Source organism: Kitasatospora sp. NPDC056446, from assembly GCF_042796115.1.
Classification (GTDB): Bacteria; Actinomycetota; Actinomycetes; order Streptomycetales; family Streptomycetaceae; genus Kitasatospora.
Genome location: NZ_JBHTRF010000047.1, coordinates 1 through 24,723, shown reverse-complemented (window position 1 = coordinate 24,723; position 24,723 = coordinate 1). Strand labels below are relative to the sequence as shown.

17 protein-coding genes are annotated in these 24,723 nt (G+C 75.4%); 5 read left to right on the top strand and 12 right to left on the bottom strand.

Going from position 1 to position 24,723, the window contains the following annotated elements; genetic code table 11:
- Window positions 1–98 precede the first annotated feature (98 nt).
- From ACFQ6N_RS26115 to ACFQ6N_RS26090, 6 genes are all read right to left on the bottom strand, one after another.
- Window positions 99–941 carry a hypothetical protein gene (locus tag ACFQ6N_RS26115; RefSeq protein WP_380653657.1) on the bottom strand — a complete coding sequence of 281 codons (843 nt, stop codon included), beginning with the start codon at window positions 939–941 and terminating at the stop codon, window positions 99–101.
- Window positions 928–1,452 carry a SigE family RNA polymerase sigma factor gene (locus ACFQ6N_RS26110; protein ID WP_380653654.1) on the bottom strand — a complete coding sequence of 175 codons (525 nt, stop codon included), beginning with the start codon at window positions 1,450–1,452 and terminating at the stop codon, window positions 928–930. The genes ACFQ6N_RS26115 and ACFQ6N_RS26110 overlap by 14 nt, the downstream gene beginning before the upstream one ends.
- Window positions 1,453–1,685: 233 nt before the next feature.
- Window positions 1,686–2,873 carry an aminotransferase class V-fold PLP-dependent enzyme gene (locus tag ACFQ6N_RS26105; protein WP_380653651.1) on the bottom strand — a complete coding sequence of 396 codons (1,188 nt, stop codon included), beginning with the start codon at window positions 2,871–2,873 and terminating at the stop codon, window positions 1,686–1,688.
- Window positions 2,874–2,886: 13 nt separating this feature from the next.
- Window positions 2,887–4,206, bottom strand: a complete 1,320-nt coding sequence (locus ACFQ6N_RS26100) for a pyridoxal-phosphate dependent enzyme (RefSeq protein ID WP_380653649.1) — start codon at window positions 4,204–4,206, stop codon at window positions 2,887–2,889.
- A complete protein-coding gene (locus tag ACFQ6N_RS26095; protein WP_380653647.1) occupies window positions 4,203–5,759 on the bottom strand; it encodes a Y4yA family PLP-dependent enzyme in 1,557 nt (518 codons plus the stop codon). Before ACFQ6N_RS26095 ends, ACFQ6N_RS26100 begins: the two co-directional genes overlap by 4 nt.
- A gap of 293 nt (window positions 5,760–6,052) precedes the next feature.
- On the bottom strand, window positions 6,053–6,811 hold the full coding sequence (locus tag ACFQ6N_RS26090) for a class I SAM-dependent methyltransferase (RefSeq protein WP_380653644.1): 759 nt from the start codon (window positions 6,809–6,811) through the stop codon (window positions 6,053–6,055).
- A gap of 213 nt (window positions 6,812–7,024) precedes the next feature.
- Here ACFQ6N_RS26090 and ACFQ6N_RS26085 point away from each other — a divergent pair, with 213 nt between their 5' ends.
- Window positions 7,025–7,714: an SDR family oxidoreductase gene (locus ACFQ6N_RS26085; protein ID WP_380653641.1), complete on the top strand. Its 690-nt coding sequence runs from the start codon at window positions 7,025–7,027 to the stop codon at window positions 7,712–7,714.
- Window positions 7,715–7,766: 52 nt separating this feature from the next.
- On the opposite strand, the gene ACFQ6N_RS26080 is transcribed toward ACFQ6N_RS26085, so the two are convergent.
- The 6 genes from ACFQ6N_RS26080 to ACFQ6N_RS26055 all read right to left on the bottom strand — a co-directional run bounded on the left by ACFQ6N_RS26080 (window position 7,767) and on the right by ACFQ6N_RS26055 (window position 17,208).
- Window positions 7,767–9,629: an ATP-binding cassette domain-containing protein gene (locus ACFQ6N_RS26080; RefSeq protein ID WP_380653638.1), complete on the bottom strand. Its 1,863-nt coding sequence runs from the start codon at window positions 9,627–9,629 to the stop codon at window positions 7,767–7,769.
- A gap of 83 nt (window positions 9,630–9,712) precedes the next feature.
- Entirely contained in the window at window positions 9,713–11,548 is a 1,836-nt protein-coding gene (locus ACFQ6N_RS26075) for an ATP-binding cassette domain-containing protein (RefSeq protein WP_380653635.1), read from the bottom strand.
- A 176-nt stretch (window positions 11,549–11,724) separates the two neighbouring features.
- On the bottom strand, window positions 11,725–11,850 hold the full coding sequence (locus ACFQ6N_RS26070) for a SapB/AmfS family lanthipeptide (protein ID WP_380653632.1): 126 nt from the start codon (window positions 11,848–11,850) through the stop codon (window positions 11,725–11,727).
- Between the two features lie 205 nt (window positions 11,851–12,055).
- Window positions 12,056–14,656, bottom strand: coding sequence for a class III lanthionine synthetase LanKC (gene lanKC / locus ACFQ6N_RS26065; protein WP_380653629.1), 2,601 nt, complete (start codon window positions 14,654–14,656; stop codon window positions 12,056–12,058).
- Window positions 14,657–15,341: 685 nt separating this feature from the next.
- A complete protein-coding gene (locus tag ACFQ6N_RS26060; protein ID WP_380653626.1) occupies window positions 15,342–16,100 on the bottom strand; it encodes a maleylpyruvate isomerase family mycothiol-dependent enzyme in 759 nt (252 codons plus the stop codon).
- A gap of 274 nt (window positions 16,101–16,374) precedes the next feature.
- Window positions 16,375–17,208 carry a class II aldolase/adducin family protein gene (locus tag ACFQ6N_RS26055; RefSeq protein WP_380653624.1) on the bottom strand — a complete coding sequence of 278 codons (834 nt, stop codon included), beginning with the start codon at window positions 17,206–17,208 and terminating at the stop codon, window positions 16,375–16,377.
- A 299-nt stretch (window positions 17,209–17,507) separates the two neighbouring features.
- Between ACFQ6N_RS26055 and ACFQ6N_RS26050 the strand changes: the two genes are divergently transcribed.
- From ACFQ6N_RS26050 to ACFQ6N_RS26035, 4 genes are all read left to right on the top strand, one after another.
- A complete protein-coding gene (locus tag ACFQ6N_RS26050; protein ID WP_380653621.1) occupies window positions 17,508–18,473 on the top strand; it encodes an ABC transporter ATP-binding protein in 966 nt (321 codons plus the stop codon).
- A gap of 68 nt (window positions 18,474–18,541) precedes the next feature.
- Window positions 18,542–19,912 carry an ABC transporter permease gene (locus ACFQ6N_RS26045; protein WP_380653619.1) on the top strand — a complete coding sequence of 457 codons (1,371 nt, stop codon included), beginning with the start codon at window positions 18,542–18,544 and terminating at the stop codon, window positions 19,910–19,912.
- Between the two features lie 129 nt (window positions 19,913–20,041).
- Window positions 20,042–22,792 carry an alkaline phosphatase family protein gene (locus ACFQ6N_RS26040; RefSeq protein ID WP_380653617.1) on the top strand — a complete coding sequence of 917 codons (2,751 nt, stop codon included), beginning with the start codon at window positions 20,042–20,044 and terminating at the stop codon, window positions 22,790–22,792.
- 209 nt (window positions 22,793–23,001) lie between these two features.
- Window positions 23,002–24,678, top strand: a complete 1,677-nt coding sequence (locus ACFQ6N_RS26035) for a phospholipase (protein ID WP_380653614.1) — start codon at window positions 23,002–23,004, stop codon at window positions 24,676–24,678.
- Window positions 24,679–24,723: the final 45 nt, after the last annotated feature.

The window sequence follows — 24,723 nt, the reverse complement described above, 5'->3', positions numbered from 1 at the left end:
CCGCGCGTGGTGCTCCCGCCCCGCGCGTGGTGCTCCCGCCCCGCGCGCAGCGCTCCCCGTCCGGCGGGGTGCCCTGCGCGCGGCCGTGGGGCGCGGGCTCAGCCGACGCCGGTGGCCGACCCGCCGGGGGCGACCGGCGACCCGACGGCCCGCGGATCGCTCCGGACCGAGTCGAGGACGTGCTGCACCTGCCGCAGTGTCGTGTCGGACGGCTGCCGCAGGCAGGCCGTGAGTTCGATCGCCGAAGCCTGGGAGCCGCCGTCGATGCCGCGGAAGCCGGTCATCGCGCGGGTGGCACCCAGCAGCAGGCAGTCCTTGTCGGGTGTCGTGTTCATCAACCGGGACGGGGTCCCGGTGATCTTGTCCGCCAGCTGCTTGTCGTCCAGCACCCGGAGGCTGACCAGGGCGCCGTCGACGAGCAGTCGCCCGGAGACCGAGCAGCGGTCGGCCCCGGCCGGGCAGGTCGGCCCCGGGCCCAGCGGCTGGGTGCCGAGGTAGCCGAAGGCCTGCCGGGGGTCGGCGGACGGTGCGATCCAGGTGTGCCAGGTCGCCGGCACGTCGACGACCAGCCCGGGGAGCAGCGGGAAGAGCATCGTCGTCCCGGGGGAGGCGGACGGCTCCGCCGTCGGCGTGGACGGGGTCGGGACGGCCGGCGAGGACGGCGCCGCGGCCGGCCCCAGGTCCGCTCCCCGCCCCGGCGCGGGGGCGAGCGCGGGGGCCGCGGCCAGCACGGCGGCGGTCAGGCCGAGGGTCAGCCCGGCCGCGAGCCCGGCCGCCCGCCGCCGGCGCCGGGCCCGGTCCACCCGCGCGAGGACGCGGTCCATCCGGTCCTCCGGGGAGGCCAGCGCCGGGACCGCGTCGCGGAGCAGGACCCGCAGCTCCTCCTCGTCGCGTCCGCCGCCCGCCGGCCCGTCCGGATCCAGCAGCTCAGTTCCACTCACGGCGTCCCCCGTCCAGCAGGAGCTCCCGGGCCGGCAGCCGACCGCGCAGCGAGGCGAGCGCCCGGTGCGTCTGGCTCTTGACCGTGCCCGTGCTGCAGCGCAGCACCTCGGCGGTCTCCTCGACGCTGAGGTCCTCGAAGAAGCGGAGCACCACCACGGCCCGCTGGCGCGGCGGCAGCGACCGCACGGCCTCGGCGACCACCTGGCCGAGCACCACCCCGTCGAACGGATCGGCGCCCAGCGGCGGCTCCGGCAGGTCGCCGTGCGGCAGCTCCCCGGTCCAGCGGCGCCGCCACCAGGAGACGTGGCAGTTCACCAGCACCTTCCGCAGGTACGCCTCGGGCCGGTCGGGGGCGATCCGGGTCCACTTGGGCCACACCTTGGCGAGCGCGGTCTGCAGCAGGTCCTCGGCCTGGTGCGGGTCGCCGGTCAGCAGCCAGGCCACCCGCAGGAGCTTCGGCCCGCAGGCGGCGACGAACTCCTCGAAGTCCGCCGGTGTCGCTTTCGTCATCCTGCCGTCGTCCCCGCCATGGCGCCGGTGCCGTCCCCGTCTGTCGGCGCGGCCGGTCGGGCCGCGGTGTCGTGGTTTCTCTCACGGCAGCTCGACGCGGTGGGGGACGGTTCGGGTTGCCTGCCGGTGCGGGGAACATCCTCGCAGGGCGCCCGGCGTGCCCGCCGGCCGCCCGCGACCCGGCCGGGCGGACCGCCACCGTCGAGGGCGGCGGCCCGCCCGGCCCGTCCCCGCTACAGCGCGGCCAGCACCGCGAGCAGGCGGTCGATCTCCTCCGGGGTGTTGTAGACGTGCAGGCTCACCCGCACCGAGCTCTCGGTCTCTCCGGCCCGGCCCTGGCAGTGCTCGTCGGCCCGCACCATCAGGCCGTGGCTGGACAGGACGAAGCCCAGGTCGTTGGAGCCGATCCGGCGGTGCCGGAAGGTGACGATGCCCTCCCGGTGCTGGACCGCGGAGTCGGCGGCCAGGCTGAGCTGACAGCCGAGGACCTCGTACGCGGGCGACGCCCGCAGGCCGTCGGTGAGCCGGGCGGCCAGGGCGACGATCCACCGCTGGATGCGGTCCGGCCCGGCCGTGTCGAGCCAGTCCAGCGCGGCCTCCAGGCTGGCGATCCCGGAGGTGTTGGGGGTGCCGCTCCAGCCGCCGGGCCGGAACTCCGGGCCCCGCAGGTTCCGGGCCCACACCGCGCCGGTGCCCGGCAGCGCCATCGCCTTGTGCCCGGAGAACACGACGAAGTCGACGTCCAGCGTGCCGACGTCCACCGGCAGGTGGCCGACGCTCTGCGCCGCGTCCAGGCAGATCGGCACCGCCGGGCCGACCGCGGCCCGGATCCGGTGGACGTTCATGTCGCCGCCGTAGACGTGGTGCACATGGGTGGCGGCGACGAACGCGGTGCGCTCGGTGACGAGCCGGGCCAGCGCGGTGTGGTCGTAGTCGTGCGAGGCCGGGTCGTAGGGCAGCTCGCGCACCGTGACGCGCACACCCCGCTCCGCCAGCAGCTGCTGGGACTCCAGCCACGGCAGGGCGTTCGCCTGGTGGTCGGCGAACGGCGCGATGATCTCGTCGCCGTCCCGCAGGTGCCGGGGCAGCCAGTCCCGGGCCACCGCGCGCAGGCCCTCGGTCGCGCCGCTGACGAAGTGGACGCCGGAGCGCTGCTGCGGCGCAGGGTCGCCCAGGAAGCGGGCGACCCTGGTCCGGGTGCGCTCGACCAGCGCCGTGGTGGCGTTGGCCCAGGTGTACGTCCCGCGTCCGGCGTTCGCGTTGGTGGTGGTCAGGTACCGCTGGACGGCGTCGAGCACCGCCTGCGGCTTCTGGGAGGTGGCCGCGCTGTCCAGGTACGCCAGCTCCGGGCGGTCCGCGATGATCGGGAACTGTGCCCGCAACTCCCGCTGCCAGCCGTCGAGTTCTTCGAGAACGGTCATGACCGCCGCCCCCTCAGTCCCGGACCAGCGGGGCGCCCGCGTCACGCCAGCCGATGATGCCGCCGGCCAGGCTGCGGACGTCCTGGTGGCCCATCCTGGTCAGCAGCGCCGCGTACCCGGCCGACTTCTCGCCGACCGGGCAGGCCAGCAGCACCGGCTGCCGGGCCCCGAACGGCAGGCCGCCGCGCAGCAGTTCGTCGAACAGCTCGTCGACGATGTTGATCGAGCCCTCGATGTGCAGCGCCGCGTAGGCGAACGGGCCGCGCAGGTCGACCACCAGCGGGCGGTCCTCGGCGATCCACTTCCGGGCGGCCTCGACGTCGACGACCTTGGCGGCGGACAGCTCGGCCGGTGTCACCGTGCCCACCGAGTCCGGCCGCGCGGGCTGGTTGAACAGCTCCGGCCGGCGGTGGCGGAGGTAGCCCAGGTAGCTCTCCACCCGGTCGCAGACGATGAAGACGGCGGTCCGCCGCCCGGTGCACCCGTCGTCCACGGCGCGCAGGTGGCGCAGCGCCCCGTAGAAGGCGCCGCCGCCGGTCGGGCCGGCCGGCAGGCCGCAGCGGCGGACCAGGGTGAGCATGCCGTCGATGGCCTGGTCGGCGGTCACCGAGTCGATGGTGTCGTAGGTGCCGGGGTCGAACAGGCCGACCTCGTGCACCTCGTCGATGGTGCGGATGCCCGGGATGAAGTCGGACTTGTGGGCGACCAGTCCGACCACCTCGACCGCCGGGTTGTGGCCGCGCAGCACGGTGGCCACGCCGGTGGACGAGCCGGCGGTGCCGACGCAGGCGATGAAGTGGTCCGGGGCGCGGCCGTCGAGGTCGGCGACGATCTCCGGGCCGGTGCCGGTGAGGTGCGCCTCGACGTTGAGCGGGCTGTAGTACTGGTCGGTGTGCAGGTACCCCGACTCCGCCTCGGACAGCATCCGGTGGATCCGGGTGAGCGGGTCGTCGGTGTCGGTCGGGTCGAGGCACTCGGCCCGGCCGGGCAGTTCCTCGATCTCCGCGCCGAGCAGCAGGAGCAGGTCCTTGATCTCGGGGACCTTCATCCGGTTGGTGACGCTCCTGAACTTCAGCCCGTGCATGCCCGCGATCAGCGCGAGCGCCTTGGCGGTGTTGCCGCTGGACAGTTCGACGATCGTGTCGCCCCGCTCGACGGCGGCCGGCAGTGCCTCGCGGGCCATGTTCCAGGCGGCGCGGTCCTTCACGGAGCCGAAGGGGTTGAGCATCTCCAGCTTGGCGTACAGGTCGATGTTCCGCAGGCCGGTCACCGCCGGGTCGATCCGGACCAGCGGGGTGTTGCCGATCGCGTCGGTGATGCTGTCGTACCTCATGCCTGTCGCTCCCCCCGGTGTCGCGCGGCTCCCGTCACGTCGACGGGCGAGTACTCGTCGGCGGGCCCGCTCCCGTCGGCGGACCGGTCCTTGTCGGCGGGCCGGTACCTGTCGACGGGCCAGTACTGCTCGTCGAGGCTCCAGCGCCAGGCGCCGTCCCGGCGGTACGCGGCGACCTTGCGGGCGACGGGCTGGCCCAGCGGCCGGCCGGCGTTGAAGTCCATGAGGTAGCCCGCGGTGTTCGCGAACGCGAGCAGGTCGCCGGGGGCGGGGAGGCGGGGCAGGAACACCAGCCGGCGGGTGATCAGGTCCGCCTCCAGGCACAGGTTGCCGATCAGGTGGACCCCGACCGGTGCCTCCGGCGCGTCCGGGGCGCCGGGCCGGGTGAGGAGCACCGGGTCCATCAGCACCCCGTGGTCCTCCAGGCTGACGTCCCGGGCGTTCATCTCCAGCCGGACCAGGCAGTGGCCGTCCGGGGTGTGCCGGACCTCCAGGACGCGGGCGAACGCCGCGCCGCACTGGTCGACCAGCGCCCGGCCGGGCTCCACGGACAGGTCGTACAGGTTCTCCAGCAGCAGCGTGGCGAGCGGCCGGCCGAGCGTGGGCGCCGGGGAGGACAGCAGGTCGTCCAGGTACGCCTCGGCGGCCTTGGGGCGGTGCGCCGGGTACAGGTTCAGGGCGCCGCGCAGCGTGCCGGACTCGTTGCGCAGCCCGTAGCCGTGCCCCTGCCAGGTCAGCGGGGGCCGCTTGCCGAGCACGGCGTCGGTCAGCTCGGTCGTGTACCGCTCCCACTGCTCGGCGTGGGCCAGGTAGTTGACGCCGAATCCGCCACCGATGTCGATGGTGCGGGGCCGGAAGCCCCGCCGGTGGCACTCGTTCATCACCCGGATGCAGGTCTCCAGGGCGACGGCCTTCTCGGCCAGGCCCGTGGTGTCCAGGTGGTAGGAGACGCCGGTGGGTTCGACGGCGTCGCGGTGGCGTTCGAGGGCGTCCAGCAGGTCGTCGAGTTCGCTGATGTCGGAGCCGAACCGGCTGGGCCGGGTGAGCACCGTGGTGCCCGGCGCCCGGAAGCCGGACAGCCGGGGCATGACCGGCACCCGGGGCAGCGCGTGCTCGCGCACCAGGTCGGCCAGGTCGTCGAGTTCGGCCCGGGAGTCCGGGTTGACGGTGGTTCCGGTGCGGGCCGCCAGCCACAGGAACTCGCGGCTCTTGGGGCCGGTCGCGATGATCCGGTCGGGTGTGAAGCCGGCGCCGAGGGCGTGCTGGAGTTCGGCGAGCGAGGCGACGTCCAGCCCGGCGTCGGTGGCGGCGAGCTGCCGCACGAGCGCGGCGGAGCGGTTCGCCTTGTGGGCGAAGTGGATCCGGCCGTTCAGCCGGTGCTTGCGGTGGACGGCGTGGAAGCGTGCCAGGTTGTCCGCGATCTGTTCGGGCAGGACCACGTTGAGCGGTGACCCGAGTGCGTCGACCAGCGTGTGCAGGAGATCTCGTTCCTCCAGGAGGGATCGGAGCCGGGGCTCCAGCCGTGGTTCGAGATAGAGCGGTAAGGGCCGCATGGTGTGACAGCTCCCCGTCGGACATCGGCGTGAGGGGGCGGGCAGCCGCCGACAGTCTGCCCCTTGTCGGCCCTCGTCCCCGGTCGTCCGCGCGCCGGCTCGGCGCGCGCGTGCGGTCGGGACACCTGGGCGGACCCCACCGCGAAGTGTGTCGGCGACCGAGGGAAACGGTAACTGTTTCCATGTTGGTCCGACAGGGCTTTCTGTCACGCCATCGCAAAGACTGTGCCAATACGGAATCCGATGTTCCGATCGGTGCCGCGCCGGGCCGCCGCCGGCCGCTCGGGGGGCGGTCAGCGCAGGGCCACCAGGACGGAACTGGTGCCGTACTGCCACACCGATCCGGCCTGGCGGAAACCGGCTTCGAGCAGCAGTTCGGCGTGCTGCGCGGCCGACAGGCCGTTCCCGTCCCCGTCGCTCGGCGGCACCTGCCGCGCCCGGGCGGCCAGCAGGTCGGCGAACTCGGGGATCCGCCCGGCCGCCGCCCACCACTGCGACCAGTCCTCGGCGGTGCCGACGCCCCGGCGCTGGGAGCGGCGCCGGCCGATCGCGAGGGCGAGTTCCGCGAGGGGCGGCTCCTCCGGGATCAGGTGGTCGGCGTTGACCAGGACGGCGCCGGGCCGCAGCGCCCCGGCGAGGTCGCGGTAGATCCCGAGCAGTGTCCGGGCGGGCGGGTAGTGCAGCGCGGTGGAGGACACCACCGCGTCCAGCGGGCGGTCGAGCCCGAGCGCGTCGAGCCAGCCCGGACGGCCGATCAGCGTCTCGACCCAGCGGCTGATCCCGGGGTGTCCGGCCCGGCCGAGGGCGAGCAGCAGCGGGTCGATGTCGACCGCGATGATCTCGGCGTCGGGCAGGCGCGCCGCGATCCGCGCCGACAGGGAGCCGGGGCCGCTGCCGAGGTCCGCGACGAGCGGCCGCGCGCGGTCGCCGACGACCTGTTCCACCACGTCGGCGACCACGGTGAACCGCTCCTCGCGCTCCACCGCGTACCGCTCCTGCTGGCGCTCCCAGCGCTCCACCCAGGTCTCGGCCAGGGCCGCATCCACTGACATTCCGACTCCCGCCGTCTCCGCGCGCATCCGTGGGCCCGCCCGCTCCCAGTGTTTGTCATGTCCATAGAGGTATGCAACACATTCGGGCCGATCGCGCGAAACGATATCCGTTTTCATCTTTCGGTGCACATCGCCGGGCGGGGCAGCACCGGTCGGCGTAGGACGGCGCGAAATCGCTGTTCCGGCACGGTGGTTGCGGGTAGAGGGCCCCGCATGGGCGTTCATCTCATCACCGGCGCGGGCTCCGGGATCGGTGCCGCGGTGGCCCGGCTGCTCGCGGAGCGGGGCGAGGACCTCTGGCTGCTCGCCAGGGACGAGACCCGGGCCGGAGCGCTGCGCTCGCGGTTCCCGGGGAGCCGCACGCTGGCGGCCGACCTCGCCGAGCCGACGGAACTGGCCGCCGCACTCGGAAAGCAGGAACTGCCGGAACGGCTCGACTCCCTGCTGCACATCGCCGGGACCCTGGAGCCCGGGGCGGTGGCCGACCTCGACCCGGCGGCCTGGCAGGGGATGCTGGCGGTCAACGTCGTCTCCCCGGCCGAACTCACCCGGGTGCTGCTGCCCGCGCTGCGTGCGGCCCCGGGACGGGTGGTGTTCGTGAACTCCGGCGCCGGGCTGCACGCGCCGCCCGGCCTGGGCGGCTACGCGGCCTCGAAGTTCGCGCTGCGGGCACTGGCCGAGTCGCTGCGGGCGGAGGAGTACCGCCACGGGGTGCGGGTCACCACGGTCTTCCCGGGCGAGGTGGACACACCCATGCAGGCTAGGCTCCACGGCGCGTTCGGACTGCCGTACGAGCCGGGCGCGTTCCTCGCGCCGGAGTCCGTGGCCGCGGCCCTGGCGGGGGTGCTGGACTTCCCCGCGGACGGCACCCTGAGCGAGCTGACGATCCGGCCGGGCTGCTGAGCGGGGGCTCGGGGCGCGGGCGGGCGCGCGGGCGGGCGCATCGGCGGGCGTGTCACCCTGCCACGGCGGCCCCGCCGGTCCGGGCGGTCCCGTCCGCCTCGTCCGCCTCGTCCGCCTCGTCGGTTCCGGCGGTCAGGTCGGTCAGGTCGGTCGGATTGGTCAGGCCGGTCAGCCGGCGGTAGGCCGGCACGTCGGCCAGCAGGCCGCGGTGCGTCCCCAGCCGGGGCTGTGAGCCGTCCAGGAACAGGACCCGGTCGGCGCGGCGGGCGGGGCCGGTCCGGTGCGTGATGGTGACGACCGTGCCGGGCCGGGCCCGGAAGGCCCGCTCCACCCGCAGTTCCGTGGCCGCGTCGAGGTGGCGGGTCGCCTCGTCGAGGATGACCAGTCGCGCGTCGCAGAGGTGGGCGCGGGCCAGGGCGATCAGCTGGCGCTCGCCGGCCGAGAGCGCGCCCGGGACGAGCAGGCCCTCCGGACCGCCCAGCCGCTCCACCAGGGCGTCCGCGCCGACGGCGGCCACGGCGGCCAGTACCGCCTCCGCCGGGGCGTCCGGGGCCGGCCAGCGGAGGTTCTCCGCGACGGTGCCGCCGAAGACGTACGGGTCCTGGGGGAGCAGCACCCGGGCCCGGGCCAGCTCCGGGCCCGTCATCCGGGCGGGCGCGACCCCGCCGAGCAGCACCCGCCCGCGGTCCGGGGCCACCACGCCGGCCAGGATGTCGGCGAGAGTCGACTTGCCGATGCCGGACGGGCCGACCACCGCCAGGTGCTCGCCGTCGCGCAGCGCGAGGTCGAAACCGTCGAGGACCGGGTCGGCGTTGGCGCCGTAGGCGAAGGAGACGCCGGAGAGTTCCAGGGAGCCGTCCGCCGGGCGCGGGCCGCCGGCGGGGCCCGCCCGGTCGGGGGAGGGCGCGGTCGTGCCGCCGTCGGGCGGCAGCGGACGGCTCGCCGAGGCGAGGCGGTCGGCGGCCACGGCCAGCCGGAGCCAGGAGGCGCCCGCGCCCTGCACCAGCAGGCGCAGGGCGGGCTCCAGGGTGCCCGTCAGGTACGCCAGCACACCGACCACGGCGCCCGGCGTCAGCCCGCGACCGACCAGCGACGGGGCGGCCAGGACGACCAGCAGCAGCGGCAGGTGCGCGCCCAGGGACACGGTCAGGCGGCGCGCGCCCGCCAGCCGGGCGAGGGCCCGGCCGGCCGCCTCGTTCGCCGCGACGCCGGCCAGCACCTCGCGCTCCGCCGCCTCCCGGGCGCCGCACGCGACCAGGTCGCGCAGCGCCCGGAGGGCCTCGGCGCAGGACCGGGCCAGCTCCTCCTCGGCGGCGAAGGCCTCCCGCTGGCGCCGGGCGGTCGCCGGGGCCAGGGCCGCGAACGCGACGAGCGAGAGCAGCAGCGGGCCGGCGATCAGGACGCCGGCGGCGGGCGCGAGGGCGGCGCTGCCGGCCACCACGGCGACGGCGGTCAGGGCGAAGTGCGAGACGACCAGCAGTTGGCCCGCGACGGTGTCCCGGACGGCCTCGACCTGGCGGGTGAGCCGGGCGACCGCGACAGCTCCCGAGCCGTCCGACCGGCCCGGCGAGGAGGCGGCCCGGTGCAGCATGCCGGAGACCACGCCGCCCAGCAGCCGGTCGCGCATCGGCTCGACGACCTCGGCCAGCCACGGGTACGTCTGCCGGGTCGCCCACGCGCCGGCCGCCGAGACCGCGGCGAACAGGCCCAGCCAGGCCGCCGCCCGGCCCGGCCGCCCGGCGACGAAGCCCTGGTCGACGGCCAGGGCCAGCGCCTTGCCGGACACCAGGGCGGGCGCGGCGGAGAGCAGCGACCAGGTGAGGAGCCGGAGCACGGCGGGCCGGCCGCCGACCAGGGCCGAGCGCAGCAGCCGCAGCCCGGGCCGGCCCGGCCGGTCGTGGTCGGTCGGGGGCATCGGGGCGCCTTTCGGGTCAGGGGCCGGACTGCCGTCGGACGGTTCGCCGGGTGCGACGGACCCCGGGGGCGGCGGGCGCGGGGTCACCGGTCCGGTCCGCCGTCGAAGAGGGCCCGGTAGGCAGGCACGGCGGACAGTTCCTCGTGGGTGGCCACCGCGCGGACGCGGCCCTCGCAGAGCCAGGCCACCGCGTCGGCGTGGGCGGCCACCGCGGCGCGCCGGGTGACCGTCAGCCGGGTGCGGCCGGCGGCCCGTCGGCGCAGGGCGCGCAGGACCAGGGCCTCGGTGGCCGCGTCCAGGGAGGAGGTCGCGTCGTCCAGTACGAGCAGCCGGGCGTCCCGGACCAGCGCCCGGGCGATCCCGAGCCGTTGGCGCTCCCCGCCCGAGAACGGGGCCCGGTCCATCGGGGTGCGGTAGCCGTCCGGGAGGCGGCGGACGAACGGGTCGGCCCGGGCCGACCGGGCGGCCCGGCGGATCCGCGCCGCCGGGACGGGCGCCGGGCCCAGGCCGATGGCGTCCCCGACGGTCGGGCCGGGCAGGGCGGGATCGGCGAAGGCGCAGGCGACGGCGGTGCGCAGCTCGTCCGGGCGGACGGCGCGGAGCGGGACCCCGTCGAGCAGCACCGCGCCCTCGTCCGGGTCCAGGAGCCCGGCGGCGACGGCGGCGAGCGCCGAGGAGGCGGCGTCGTCGGCGCCGACCACGGCGAGCCAGCACCCGCCGGGTACCGCCAGGTCGAGCCGGTCGAGCACCGGGCCGCCGGGCCCGTGGACGACCACCCGGCGCAGGTCCAGGCTCCCGTCGCCGGGAGGCAGCGGCCGGCCGCCCGGCGGGGGGGCCGACCCGTCCGGCAGGCGGGCCGACGGGTCCGGCAGGCCGGCGAGCCGGGCGGCCCCGGCGCGGGCCCGGGAGACGTCCAGCAGGCTCTGGGCGGCGCCGAACCCGCCCAGACCGATGCCGGTGTAGCCGAGCGAGGCCAGCAGTCCGCCGACGGACAGCGTGCCGCCGGCCACCGCCGCTCCGGCCGCCGCCAGGACGGCGAGCTGGGTCACCGGGGCGAGCAGGGCGGAGCACCAGGCGATCCGGCGCTGGCTGTCCCAGAGCTCCCGACCGTGCCGGGACAGCTCGGGCACGGGCCGCAGCACGCGTGCGACCTCGCGGTCCACCGCGCGGGCGGCGGCGATGCTGCGGCTGCCGGCGACGGCGTCGAGGAGCCGGGCCGCGAGGTCGGCCTGGGCCCGCTGGTAGCCCTCGCCGAGCCGGGTCGTCCGGCGCAGCTGGCGGCGGATCACCGCGTACCCGAGCGGGGCGGTGCCGAGGAAGGCGAGCGCGGCGGTCGGCGCGAGGACCGCCAGGGCGACCGATGCGGCTGCGGCCATGGCGAGTTGGGCGACCGAGTAGACGACGGCCGGGGCGGCGAGGGAGGCCTGCGGGGCGCTCGCGGTCAGTCGCGCCGCGACGTCGCCGACCGGGAGCCGGTGCGCCCCGAGCGGGCTGCCGGCCAGCACCCGGCGCACCGCGTCCGCGCGCAGCCGTGCGGTGGCGTCGGCGGAGATCCTGGGGCCGGCGTACTGGCCGAGGGCCTCGGAGCCGGCCAGCAGCACGAGCGTCGCGGCGAGTGGCAGGACGCCCGGGGTGCCCGCGCCGGACAGGGCCGCGTCGACGGCGTGGGCGAGGACGGCGGGCAGGGCCAGGGTCGCGGCCGTGCTGGTGGCGACCGCGGCGGCCATCACCGCCGACCAGCGGCGGGTGAGGGCGAGCACCGGGCGCAGCCCGCCCCGGGGCGGTTCGTCGGCCGCCGGTGCGGTGGTCGCCGGTGCGGTCGCCGCCGGTTCGTCGGTCGTCGGTGAGGTGGCCGCCGGTACGGTCGCCGCCGGTTCGTCGGTCATCGGTGCGGTGGTCGGGGAGGGGTCGGTCGGCACGGGGACCTCCGGACGGGTGCCCGCCCGGCGCGGCGGCGGGGACGGCCCTGGAACGGGGACCGGGCCCCGGCCGTGGGACCGGGGCCCGGCTTCGTCCTCGGCGGGCCGGCCCCTGACCATCGGGGCCGGTCCGCTCCGGACTCCGGCTGCGGGACGGGCCCGCAGCCGGCGGGTGCTCAGAGGCAGAGCAGGGTGCTGACGGTGCTGTTGGTGCAGTTGACGGCGCTCAGCGAGCTGAGGATGGAGCGGTACTCGACGGTCTCGTCGGCGGTCTCGAGGGCCTGGAGGCTGAGGATCGACATGGTGGACTCCCATCGGGTGGTGGTGCGGTGCTTCCGGCAGGCAGCCGGAACTCATGGGCGGCGGGATCGCCGCGGGGGTGGGCCGCCGGGACGGGACGCGTCCGGCGTGCCGGGTGGATGGCCCGGGCGGGCGGGGCGGGCGAGCGGGCCTGACGGCAGGCTCGTACCGGAGGGCCCGGGCGGCGGAGGAGTGCGGGGGTGTCGGTCAGGCGCGGCCGGCGCGGGGCCCGTCCGGGGCCTCGGCGGTGGGCCAGAAGGGCATCGGAGGGGTGTCCGCGAACACCGATCCGAGCGCGGCCAGCACGCCGGCGCTGCCGGTGGCCAGGTCCATCGAGAGCCGGAGCAGCTGCTCGCCCGGGAAGGCGGGGTGTCCCCGGTAGGGGATGGCGTGCCAGGCGAGCCGTCGGATGTGGCGCCGGATCACGTCGGCGTGCGCGGTGCCCGCGCCCGGCGCCGTCTGCGCCTGCCGGAGCAGGGCGATCAGGCCGGCCCGTCCGTTGAACAGGCCCGACTGGACGATGAACTCGGGTTCGGCGGCGGCCCGGATCTGTGCCAGTCGTTCGGCCAGCGAGTCGTCCGGGCGGCGCAGCAGGTAGGCGTGGAGGACGGCGGCGATGCCGGCGCTGCCGGTTTCCAGGTAGGGCAGGACCCGGGTGCCGTCGTCGACCTGGAGGCTGCCGTCCTCGGCGAGGACGCAGCGGGCGAGGTCGCGGTCGAGGGCGCGCCGGGCGAGGTCGAGCAGCGCGTCGTCCCCGGAGTCCTGGTGGAGGCGTAGCAGCAGGAGGGCTGTTCCGCTGGGGCCGTGCAGCAGGCCGGTGCGGTCTCCGGCCCGGGGGGTGGCGCCGTCCGGCAGGTGGAGCCCGAGGCGGCCGACGGCGCGTTCGGCGGCGTCCACCGCGGCGCTGTGCAGCGAGCTGTCGCCGGTGGCCCGGGCGAAGTGGCGCAGCGTCAGGCCGATCCCGGCCAGACCGCCGGCCAGGTCGGGGCCGAGGCCGTCGGGGTCGTCCTTGGCCAGCCGGGCGAGCAGGTCGAGCGCCTCGGTGCGGCGGCCGAGCAGGTCCAGGACGTAGGCGACGCCGTGTGCGCCGATGAACAGTCCGGGCCGGCAGGGTTCCCGGTGCACGGCGTCGGTCAGCCAGCGGACGTGGTCGGGGTCGGGCTCGGCGCCGGTGGTGTGCAGGGCCCAGAGGACGCCGGCCGCGCCGTAGGACAGGCCCAGTCCGTCATGGGTGAACTGGCCCGGGTCGCCGGGGAAGAGCCGGTCGGTGCGGTCCGGTGTCGCGCCGGCGGTGATGGCGGCGGTGAGTGCGGCGCGCAGCCGGGGCCAGCTGCCGGGTTCCGCGTCCAGCAGGTCCTCGAACGCGCCGTCCGGGGCCGCGACGGCGGCGGGGGCGGAGACGGTGGAGGGTGACGTGGCGGCGGGCGGGTCCGGCAGCAGGTGCGGGGGCAGCGCGAACCGCTCCCGTGCGGCCCGGACGAGGGTGCGCGCCTTCCCGGGGTCGAGGACGGTCAGCGGCATGAGCGGCAGGAACAGCCACAGGCGGATGGCGGCGAGCGCGTGCTCGTCGACCGCGAAGCCGCTCAGTCCGGGCGGTGCCGCGAAGCCGGCCGCGCCGAGCGCGGGCCTGATGAACTCGTCGACGGGGGAGGAGAGTTCGAAGTCGACGAAGGTGACGCCGCCGTCCGGCCGGACGATCAGGTTGCGCGGGTGGAGGTCGCCGAACACGATGCCGCGCTCGTGGATCGCCCGCAGGCCCTCGGTCACCCGGTCGAGGACGCGCAGCGCCTCGGTCCGGTAGGCGTCGACGGCTGCCGCGTCCGCCTGCGGGTGCACCAGCGGGTAGTTCAGCCCGAACCACCGGTGCAGGGGCTCGCCCTCCACGTACTCCTGGACCAGGAAGTGGTGCTCCCACGCGGTGAGGTAGCCGAGGACCTCCGGGACGACGTCGAGGCCGCTCAGCCGTCGCAGGATGTCGTGCTCGCGGCCGAGGCGGCGGACGGCGTCCTCGCCGCGCTGGTCCAGGCCGGCGTAGGGCCGGGCCTCCTTCAGCACGACCTGGGGGCCGCCGTCGGTGGGCCGGCCGAGGTAGATGCCGCCGCCGTTGGAGAAGTGCAGGGCGCGTTCCACCGTGTAGGGGAAGTCGTCCGTGCTGGTGCGGGCCGGGTTGGCCAGGGCCTGGGCGAGGACGGCGGGCACCGGCGCCCACGGCGGGACCTCGAAGACGGCGCGCCGCACGTCCGGGCGCAGTGCGCCGGAGGGCTCGCGGAAGGCGAGGACGAGCTCGCCGGTCTCGGTGCGGCAGAACTGTTCGGTGAATCCGCCGTAGCGGACGTACAGCGGTCCCTGCCGCCAGCGCAGGTCGCTGAGGATGTACGGTCCGGGCTCGCCGTCGAGGGCGCGGTCGAGGTCGTCGAGACATCGTTCCAGGGCGTCGTCGCCGACGGGGTAGAGCGTCATGAACTTGCCGCTGGAACCGCGCGGGGCGTACTTCGCGTTCTGGGTCTGGACCAGGGCCGGGCTGCGCAGGAACTTGAACGCCGTGCGGTGGGCGAAGCAGTGGTCGCGTACGACGTCCAGGATCCGCGGGGCGTTGTCCATGCGTGCGGAGACGTGGACCTTCCAGCCCTGCTCGGGGAGCCGGAGGTCGTCGGGCTGGAGGCCCACCCACACCTCGCGGGTGCTGCGTGTCCAGCCGGGCGGCGCCGGCTCGCCCGCGGCGGGGAACTCCTCCAGCGTGGCCCAGCGGACCGGCGAGTCGTAGAAGAGCGGATCGGCGTAGGAGTACGCCTCGTAGCGCATGTCCATGGGAATCCTCCAGGGGGCGTCGAGCAGCGGGACCGCGCGCCGTCGTCCGGGCGCACGAACACCGCTGGGCCGGGGGAGAACCTGGGAGAGGGGGGTCGCACCTGTGAAGGCCTCGGGTGGGAGGCCGGGGCGGCTTGTGAGCGGCCCGGGGAGAGTCTGTTCCGGGGCTCGGGGCGGACGCCAGGGCCTAAGAGATGTTTGGCTGAATATCCCACCGGAATATTGGTCCGCATGATTGGCATCGCCCTCACCTGTGATGATCGCTCCGGGTGGCCGGGCGACTCCGCCCCGCTGCCGGATCTTCGACGGCGGTCGGACGGGGGCGCAGGTCGCGCGGCGCGGTCGGTACACCACCCCTTCGGGCGGCCGCCGAAGCGGCTCGCCGGCGCCTCCCGGGCCGGCGTCACGGGAGGCTTCCGGTCGGCGCGGACCGTTCGGCGGCACACCGTCGACGGCGGAATCCCCGCCGTGGCCGGATCCCTCCCGGCGCAGATCCGGCGCAGCCGTCGGCGCGCCGCTCCGCCCGACGGCGTGCGCCCGGGGATTCGCGGTGGCGTGCGACCGGGACACGAACGGGTTCCGCGCCGGGGCGGGGCCGGGGCGGGGCCGGGGTGGGGCCGGGGTGGGGCCGGGAATGCCGAGGCCCCGGGCGCCGGTCACCGGCGCCCGGGGCCTTGTGGCCGGGTCAGAAGGCCGAGTTGGCGAACCAGTGCGCCGAGAGCTCCTCGTCGCCGGACAGCTCGACGCGGTCGGAGCCGGGGTCGAGCCGTCCGTAGAGCGCCAGCAGCAGGTCGGCGGCGCCGGCCCGGACGGTGGCGTCGGCGGTCGTGCCGGCGCCGGCCGGGTCGAGGCCGAAGCCGTCGGGGCGCAGCCGTACCAGCCAGTCGCCGTCCCCGTCGGTGCGGGTGAAGCGGATGGTCCGGTCCTCGCCGCGCAGGGCGGTGGTCCCGGGCGCGAAGGAGGCGGCGGAGGGCAGGTTGGTGAGGAACTCGTCGACGCCGTCGGCCGCGAGGGCGGGCTCGATGACGGGGGTCAGCCCGAGCGCGGTCTCGGCGTCGGCGCGGTGGACGAGGGTCTCGAAGAGCATCCGGCGCACCCAGAACCGGGCGTGCTGGTCGGCACCCCAGGCCCACATCGGCCCGTCGGGGTCGGTCTGCGCGAACGTCGAGGCGGCCTGCTCGGCGGCCTCGGCCAGCCAGCCCGGGTAGTCCTCCGGCCGTTCGGGCAGCCGCAGGTCGACGTCGCGGCTGCGCGGCGGCTCCTGGATCCGCTGCCGGAGCAGGACGGTGAACCAGCGCTGGACGCTGCCGGTGTGGCGGACGAGGTCGGCGAGGGTCCAGCCCGGGCAGCCGGGTACCGGAAGCGCCGGGTCGGCGTGCCGGACGGCGGCGACGAGGCGGGCGGTCTCGGCGGCGACGGCCGTGCCGTGGTCGAGCGGGGTCATGGACTGGTCTCCAGTGGTGCGGGTCCTGCGGCGCCCCGGGTGGTTCGAGCGCCCGATGCTTCATGAGGTGAAGCAAGCGGGGTGACGCTAGGCCTGAAAGGTTGAGCTTGTCAAGCATCCACCCTGGCGGCGACAGCCGGGCGCCGACACCCGGGCGCCGACACCCGGGCACCCGTGCGCCGGCACCCACGTGCCGGCACCCACGTGCCGACCACCGAGGCGCCGCCCCTCAGCCGGCGGCTATCCGTCCGCCGGGTGGAGGGGCGGGGCCGGGTCAGTCCGCCAGGTCCGGGTCGGACGCGCCGATCTGCTCGAACAGCGGCTGCGCCTGGAACCACCCGGCCAGGTGGCTGCCGATCTGTCCCCGGGTGATCAGCGCGGTCTCCCGGTCGATCGGCTTCGGGGTGCCGGCCGCCATCGCGAGCAGCTGCGCCTGGCAGGAGCGCTCCATCGTGACGAACCACCAGACGGCCTCGGCGACCGACTGACCGACCGTCAACAGGCCGTGGTTCTGCAGGATCACCGCCTTGTGCGCGCCGAGCGCGGCCGCGATCCGCTTCCCCTCCTCGGTCTCGTTCACCACGCCCCGGTAGTCGCTGTACAGCCCGTGGTCCTCGAAGAACGCGCAGGCGTCCTGGGTGAGCGGGCCGAGCGGGATGCCGAGGCTGGAGAAGGCCTTCCCGTGCAGCGAGTGGGCGTGGGCCGCCGCGACCGCGTCCGGGCGGGCCGCGTGCACCTGGGAGTGGATGACGAACGCGGCGCGGTTCACCGGCCGGCTGCCGTGCAGCAGGGTGCCCTCGTGGTCGACGAGGAGCAGGTCCGAGGCCTTGATCAGGCTGAAGGGCATCCCGAACGGGTTCACCCAGAAGCGGTCGGGGTGCTCCGGGTCGCGCACGGTGATGTGCCCGGCCACCCCCTCGGAGAAGCCGAAGCGGCCGAACAGGCGGAAGCCGGCCGCGAGTTGTTCCTTGCGGTAGCGGCGCTCGGCCGCCGGCGAGTCGAAGCTCGGCGGCAGCGGCAGGGTGACCCCGGCGGGCAGCGGCCCGACGTGGGCGGCGAGCGCGGCGGGCAGCGGGGTGCCCGCACCGGAGGGCAGCGGGGTGCTCATGGTTTTGAAGATACAAGGGTGGATCCGATCCGCCTACGCCTCGAACCCGGTCGGTTTGCCGCCGGTCGGGCCCGAACAGCGCCTCCCGGAGCGCCTGTTGGCGGTGCTCACCACGGCGCTCACCATGGCGCTCACCACGGTGCTCATCAGCGCGTCCCCGGCCGCCCCGCAGTCCTGGGCCGCTGCTCCACAACGCCCCCGAGGGTCGGCCGCCTGGTGTTCCCCCGGCGTTCAAGCGCCCGCTCCTGACTGCGCCCCGTCAAGGCCCTACCTTCCCTGGGGGACGGCGAGAAGGGGCTATGGACGAGAAGCAACGGGCCGTACGGGCACGTGGACTGACGAAGTGCTTCGGTGAGGTCGTGGCGCTCGACGGCGTGGACCTGGAGCTGGTGCCCGGGCGGATCCACGGGCTGGCCGGGCCGAACGGTGCCGGGAAGACGACGCTGCTCGGACTGCTGCTCGGCCTGGCCGTCGCGGACGGCGGCGAGCTGGAGGTGCTGGGCAGGCCGGTCGGACGGGGTACGGCCGCGCCGCCCGGGGTGGCCGGATTCGTGGACGGGCCCGGGCTGTACCCGTCGCTGACCGTGCGGCGGAACCTGGCCGCGCTGGCGGCGCTGCGCGGGCCGGGCACCCCGGCGGGGCGGATCGACCGGGTGCTGGCCGAGGTCGGGCTGACGGACGTCGCCGACGACCGGGTGCGGGGGTTCTCGCTGGGCATGCGGCAGCGGCTCGGACTGGCCGCGGCGCTGCTCACCGAGCCGAGGCTGCTGGTGCTCGACGAGCCGTCCAACGGCCTGGACCCGGCGGGCAAGCGGCATGTGCACGGGACGCTGCGGCGGCTCGCCGCCGAGGGGGTGGCCGTGGTGCTGTCCAGCCACCGGATGGACGACCTCGAAGCCCTGTGCGACGAGGTCACCATCCTGGCGACCGGGCGGGTCCGCTACTCCGGCCCGCTGGAGGGACTGGCCTCCGGCGGCCGCGAGGCGGACCACCGGCTGCGGGTCTCCGATCCGCGGGCCGCCCGACGGGTGGCCGCCGGGATAGCGGGCGTCCGGCCGGCGGCCGAGACGGACACGGAGGCGGCGGCGGAGGCGGCGCAGGGCCCCGGGGCGCTGGTCGTCCGCGGATCGGGCCCGGCCGTCGAACGGTTGGTGGCCGCGCTGGTGCACGCGGACGTCCGGGTGCGCGAAGTCGCGCCCGTGGTACCGCCGTTGGAGGCCGCCTACCTCGCCCTGACCGGGCAGCGGCACGAGGGGGAGCAATGAGCACGGGCACGGGTACGGGTGCGGGTACGGGCAAGGGCACTGCGGCGACCCCGGGCACTCCGACGCCCGTGGCCGCCCCATCCGCAGTCCCACCCGCCGCGCCACCCGCCGGACCGGACGCCCGCCCGGTGCCGGTGGGCCGGGTCTACCGCTTCGAGCTGGTCAAGCTGGTCTCGCAGTGGCGGATCCGGCTGCTGGTGCTGGCCTGCTGGACCGCGCCGGGCCTGTTCGTGGCCGCCGTCGCCCAGCAGGGCACGCTGCCGTCCGACACACTGTTCGGCCGCTGGATGCACGCCACCGGCTGGGCCGGCCCGCTGGTGGTGCTGGGGTTCGCGGGATCGTGGGCGCTGCCCCTGCTGACCTCCGTGGTCGCCGGCGACGTGTTCGCCGCCGAGGACCGGCTCGGGACGTGGCGGCACCTGCTGGTGACGGTCCGTTCGCCCGGGCGGATCTTCGCGGCGAAGGCGTCGGCGAGCGCGACCGTGATCGTGCTGCTGGTGGCCGCACTGGTGGTGTCGAGCACGGTCGGCGGGCTGGCGGCGGTCGGGAACGAACCGCTGGTCGGCGTGGACGGGCACCTGCTGTCGCCGTCGGACGCGGCCGGCAGTGTGCTGCTGGCCTGGGGGTGCGCGCTGGCGCCCACGCTCGCGCTGGCGGCGATCGGGCTGCTCGGGTCCGTTCTTCTGGGCCGCTCGCCGATGGGGCTGCTGGTCCCCGCGCTGACGGCCGTCGCGATGCAGCTCGCGCAGATGCTGCCGCTGCCGGTGGCGCTGCGCCTCGCGCTGCCCGGCTACGCCTTCGTCGCCTGGAACGGGCTGTTCGCCGACCCGGCGCGGCCGGACGAGCTGCTGGTCGCGATCGCGGTCAGCCTGGTCTGGGCGGTGGTGGCGACCGCGCTGGCCCACCGGCTCTTCGTACGGCGGGACTTCACCACCGGCAGCGAGGACGGGGCGGGGCGCCGGACGCTCGCCGCCGCCGTGCTGCCGCTGGCGGGGCTGCTGGTGCTGGCCTTCGGGGCGGTGGCGGTGGCCAGGCCCTCGACGGGCTCGGGGATCTCGCAGGCGAAGGTGCAGCAGTCGGTGGCCACCGTGTTCGCGCACCTGTACCGGTTGCAGACCGCTGAACTGCACCGCCCCGCCGTCACCGAGGACGGGCTGCGGGTCACGGCGGCGTGCGAGCGGGGCGACGGACAGGTCGACCCGCAGGGGCCGGGCAACGACTGGCGCTGCGTGGTCACCTGGCACCTGCCGGGCACGGACGCGCCGGGCACCGCGGTCTACCAGCTCGACGTGGCCTCGGACGGCCGGCTGACGGCCGACGGCGACGGGCCGAAGGAAGTGAACGGCTACTTCCTGGTGCACACCCCGGCGGGCGACGCGCCGAATCCGCTGTGGCAGTTCGACGGCCGGGTCGGACTGCTCTCCTCCGGCACGGACTGACCGGGCGCGCGGAACACCGCACGACCCGTACACCCCGTACCTTCCGCACCTCCCGCACCTCCCGCACCGCGCTCTCCCCGCACCTCCCGTACTTCCCCGACTGCCCCGACCCGACGAAGGGATGACGCCATGCAGGTGACGCGTCGTCGACGTTCCCCGAGAGAGCACTCCGCCGCCCACGACCGACGGCTGGGCCGCCGTGCCACGCTCGCCACGGCGTGCGTCACGGCGGTGGCCGTGGCCACCGGCACGGCCTTCGCGGCCACCCACCAGTTCGGCACCGACCGGGTCGGCGAGGTCACCGCCGACGGCCAGGTGATATCCAGCGACCAGTACATCGCCCCGTACGGCAGCCGGCTGGTCATCGACGACGGCAAGCTGATGGGGTCCGCGGTCAGCCCGGACGGCGGGCACCTGGCCGCGTCGGTCGCCGACGGTGACGCGGCGCTGGTCGTGGTGGATCTGAGGACCGGGAAGGTGCGGCAGCGCGTCGGCACCGCGAAGGCCGACGACCTGCGCATCCCGAGCGGCGCCGTCGGCCAGGAGTCCCCGGTGTACTCGCCGGACGGCAGGCAGCTGTGGCTGGGCCAGCTCGACGGCTACACCAGGTTCACCGTGAACGCCGACGGATCCCTGGCGAACCCGGTGGCGGTGCCGATCCCGGCCGACGGGGACAAGCACGCGCTGGCGTCCGGGGCGGTCTTCTCCGCCGACGGTTCGACGGTGTACGCGGCGGTCAACGGGCAGAACCGGGTGGTCGCGATCGACGCGGCGACCGGCGCGGTCGGGCACAGCTGGACGGTGGGCAACGCCCCGCGCGGCATCGTCCGGGTCGGCCACGAGCTGTACGTCGGCAACGAGGGCGGGCGCCCGGCCACGGCCGACGACGACACGCTGAACTCCTACGGCACGCAGGTGCCGGCCGACCAGGACACCGGTGCCACGACCACCGGCACGGTCAGCGTGATCGACCTCGCGGACCCGACCGCTGCTGTCCGGTCCATCGCCGTCGGCCTGCACCCGACGGCGCTGTACGCCAGGAACGGCACGCTGTTCGTCGCCGACACCGGCAGCGACGAGGTGTCGGTGATCGACACCGGGCGCGGGAAGGTCGTGCAGACCGTCTCCACCAAGCCGTGGCCGGAGGCCTCGGTGGGCTACGAGCCGACCGCCCTGGCCCTCACCGACGACGGGCGCCTGCTGGTCACCCTCGGCCGCGCCGACGCGGTGGCCGTCTACCGCTTCGGCGGCGCCCAGGAGCCGGTGAGCTACGTCGGCCTGCTGCCCACGGACTACTTCCCGGCGGAGATCGCCACCGTCGGCAACCAGGTCATCGTCTCCAACACCCGTGGCGTCGACGCGCGGCGGCCCAACAGCACCGGCGCGCACAACACCCACGACACCACCTCCAGCCTGACCCGGTTCACCCTGCCCGGTGACCGGGAGATCCGCTCCCAGACCGCCAAGGTCTTCCGGCAGAACGGCTGGACCGGCGGCGCGGTCAGGACGGCGAACGGCCGCAAGGCGAAGCCGGTGCCGGTGCCGGACCGGATCGGCGACCCGTCGCCGATCAAGCACGTCTTCCTGATCGTCAAGGAGAACCGGACCTACGACCAGCTCTTCGGCGACGTCGCGAAGGGCAACGGCGATCCGAAGCTGGCCCAGTTCGGCGCGAACGTGACGCCGAACCAGCACGCGCTGGCCGAGCAGTTCGGGCTCTACGACAACACCTACGACATCGGCACCAACTCCGCCGAGGGCCACAACTGGCTGATGCAGGCGGACAACCCGGAGTACACCGAGTCCTCGGCGGGCGAGTACGAGCGCAGTTACGACACCGAGGACGACGCGCTGGGGCACCAGCGCTCGGGCTTCCTGTGGACGGGGGCGCAGGCGGCGGGCCGGTCCGTGCGCGACTTCGGGGAGTTCCACCAGTTCCTGACCAAGCCCGACGGCGCGAGCTGGCAGAACCTGTACTGCGACGCCAAGGACATGGCGCGGACCGGGCAGGACAGCGCGTACACGCTGGAGTCCTCGTCGCCGATCCCGTCGCTCAACAGCGTGTCCGTGCCCGGCTTCCCGAAGTTCGACACCAGCGTGCCGGACCTGTACCGGTACCAGGTCTGGAAGCAGGACTTCGAGCAGAACGGCCCGGCGGACCTGAACATGCTGTGGCTGTCCAGCGACCACACCGGCGGCCCGGCGAGCCCGGCCGCGCAGGTCGCCGACAACGACCTGGCGACCGGGCGGATCATCGACGAGATCTCGCACAGCGAGTACTGGAAGGACTCGGCGGTCTTCGTCGTCGAGGACGACTCCCAGGCCGGCCTCGACCACGTCGACGGCCACCGCGCCCCGATCCAGGTCGTCAGCCCCTGGGCGCAGCACGGGGCCGTGGACAGCCGCTACTACTCGCAGATCACGATGGTCCGCACGATCGAGCAGATCCTCGGGATCCACCCGATGAACCAGAAGGACAGCGCGGCCAGCCCGATGGCCACGGCGTTCACCGACCGGCCGGACTTCACGCCGTTCACCGCGGTGCCCAACCGGACCGCGCTGACCGACGGCCTGAAGACGCCGCCCCCGTGCGGCGTGGACGTCCCCGGGGCGCCGGACCCGGGCGCGGCGGCGGTGCCGGCCGCGACCGCGCCGCCGGCCGCGCAGCAGGGCGTCGCGGCCCAGTGGGAGGAGTGGAAGTCCCGGCAGCGGCTGACCGGTCCGAACGCGGCGCCGGACCGCGCGAACCCGGCGCAGATGGAGCACCTGGTGTGGTACCAGACGCACGGCTGGACGGCGCCCTACCCGGGTGAGGCGGTGATCCACGCGCCGAACGACGTGCCCGGCGCGTACCTGCCGTCCCCGGAGAGCGACGGCTGACCGGGCTCCGGGCCTGACGGAAAATCATCTCGCGCCCCGGGTCGGAGTCAACTCCTTCCCGGGGCGCGGTGGTTGGTACGTGTGCTGCCGACCGCCGGGGTCTGCGGCGACGGCCTTGGCAGGATCCTGACATCACATCAGGTTACCCTTGGGTAATCCGACGATGTCGCCCGGGTGAACACCCCCGGCCCCTGCTGAAGGACCCGTACGTGCTCGATCACCAGCCCCGCCGTTCCGGCCGCCGTCTCGCCGGTTCGGCGCTGGCCCTCGTCACCGCCGTCTGCGCGCTGCCCGCCGCCCCCGCGTTCGCCGACCCGGCTCCCGCACCCGCCCCGGTCGCGGCCCCGGCCGCGCAGGCCGGCGCCACCCCCTACCTGGACGCGGTGGAGCGGGCCCTGCGCCAGGTGTCCCCCGGCCTGGAAGGGGCGGTGTGGCAGCGCACGGCGGGCAACCGGCTCGACGCGCCCGCCGACGACCCCGGCGGCTGGCTGCTCCAGACCCCCGGCTGCTGGGGCGACCCCGCCTGCACCGAGCGCACCGGCACCCGGCGGCTGCTCGACCGGATGCGGGAGAACATAGCCCGGGCGACCAGGACCGTCGACATCTCGACGCTCGCGCCGTTCCCGGAGGGCGCGTTCCAGGACGCCATCGTGGCCGGCCTCAAGGCCTCGGTGGCCGCCGGGAACACCCCGCACGTACGGATCCTCGCCGGGGCCGCGCCGCTGTACAACATCACCGCGCTCCCCTCGAAGTACCGGGACTCGTTGGTCGCCAAGCTCGGCCCCGACGCCGACCGGGTCACCCTCGAAGTCGCCTCGATGACCACCGCCAAGACCGCGTTCTCCTGGAACCACTCCAAGCTGCTGGTCGTCGACGGGCAGAGCGTGGTCACCGGCGGGATCAACAACTGGAAGAACGACTACCTCGACACCGCCCACCCGGTCACCGACGTCGACCTGGCGCTGAACGGTCCGGCCGCCGCCTCGGCCGGCGCCTACCTGGACACCCTGTGGGACTGGACCTGCCGCAACACCGGCACGTTCTCGGCGGCCTGGTTCGCCTCCACCCGGGGCGCCGCCTGCACCCCCGACCTGGAGCGGCGCCTCAACCCGCCGGCCGACCGGGTGCCCGCCACCGGCTCGGTGCCGGTGATCGCCGTCGGCGGCCTCGGCGTCGGGATCCGCGACCGCGACCCGGCCTCCGGCTACCGCCCGGAGCCGGTCGCCACCCCCGGCGACCTCACCTGCGGACCGATCGGCCTGCACGACAACACCAACGGCGACCGCGACTACGAGACGGTCAACCCGGAGGAGGCCGCCCTGCGCGCGCTGATCGCGGGCGCCGGCAGCCGGATCGACATCTCCCAGCAGGACGTGACCGGCACCTGCCCGCCGCTGCCCCGCTACGACGTGCGGCTCTTCGACCTGCTCGCGGCCCGGATGGCCGAGGGCGTGAAGGTCCGCATCGTGGTCAGCGACCCCGGCAACCGGGGCACGGTCGGCAGCGGCGGCTACTCCCAGATCAAGTCGCTGAACGAGATCAGCGACACCCTGGCCGCCCGCCTCACCGCCCGCCTCGGCGACCCGGCGCAGGCGAAGGCGACGATGTGCCGCACCCTCCAGCTCGCCCCGTTCCGCGCCGCCGCGACCCCGACCTGGGCCGACGGCCACCCGTACGCCCTGCACCACAAGCTGGTGTCGGTCGACGGATCCGCCTTCTTCATCGGCTCCAAGAACCTCTACCCGGCCTGGCTGCAGGACTTCGGCTACGTCGTCGAGGACCGAGGCGCGGCGGCCCAGCTCGACGAGCGGCTGCTCGCCCCGCAGTGGCAGTACTCGCAGGCCGCCGCGACCTTCGACTACAGCCGGAGCCTCTGCCAGGGCTGACGTCGGCCCGGCCCGCCGTGCCCCCGCCGCCGCACCCCCCGTCGC

Coding starts and splice junctions, on each gene's coding strand:
- ACFQ6N_RS26080 (WP_380653638.1), bottom strand. CDS start 9,629: ATGCCCCCGACCGACCACGACCGGCCGGGCCGGCCCGGGCTGCGGCTG.
- ACFQ6N_RS26095 (WP_380653647.1), bottom strand. CDS start 5,759: ATGCGGCCCTTACCGCTCTATCTCGAACCACGGCTGGAGCCCCGGCTC.
- ACFQ6N_RS26105 (WP_380653651.1), bottom strand. CDS start 2,873: ATGACCGTTCTCGAAGAACTCGACGGCTGGCAGCGGGAGTTGCGGGCA.
- ACFQ6N_RS26060 (WP_380653626.1), bottom strand. CDS start 16,100: ATGACCCCGCTCGACCACGGCACGGCCGTCGCCGCCGAGACCGCCCGC.
- ACFQ6N_RS26040 (WP_380653617.1), top strand. CDS start 20,042: ATGCAGGTGACGCGTCGTCGACGTTCCCCGAGAGAGCACTCCGCCGCC.
- lanKC (WP_380653629.1), bottom strand. CDS start 14,656: ATGGACATGCGCTACGAGGCGTACTCCTACGCCGATCCGCTCTTCTAC.
- ACFQ6N_RS26050 (WP_380653621.1), top strand. CDS start 17,508: ATGGACGAGAAGCAACGGGCCGTACGGGCACGTGGACTGACGAAGTGC.
- ACFQ6N_RS26055 (WP_380653624.1), bottom strand. CDS start 17,208: ATGAGCACCCCGCTGCCCTCCGGTGCGGGCACCCCGCTGCCCGCCGCG.
- ACFQ6N_RS26110 (WP_380653654.1), bottom strand. CDS start 1,452: ATGACGAAAGCGACACCGGCGGACTTCGAGGAGTTCGTCGCCGCCTGC.
- ACFQ6N_RS26085 (WP_380653641.1), top strand. CDS start 7,025: ATGGGCGTTCATCTCATCACCGGCGCGGGCTCCGGGATCGGTGCCGCG.
- ACFQ6N_RS26070 (WP_380653632.1), bottom strand. CDS start 11,850: ATGTCGATCCTCAGCCTCCAGGCCCTCGAGACCGCCGACGAGACCGTC.
- ACFQ6N_RS26090 (WP_380653644.1), bottom strand. CDS start 6,811: ATGTCAGTGGATGCGGCCCTGGCCGAGACCTGGGTGGAGCGCTGGGAG.
- ACFQ6N_RS26100 (WP_380653649.1), bottom strand. CDS start 4,206: ATGAGGTACGACAGCATCACCGACGCGATCGGCAACACCCCGCTGGTC.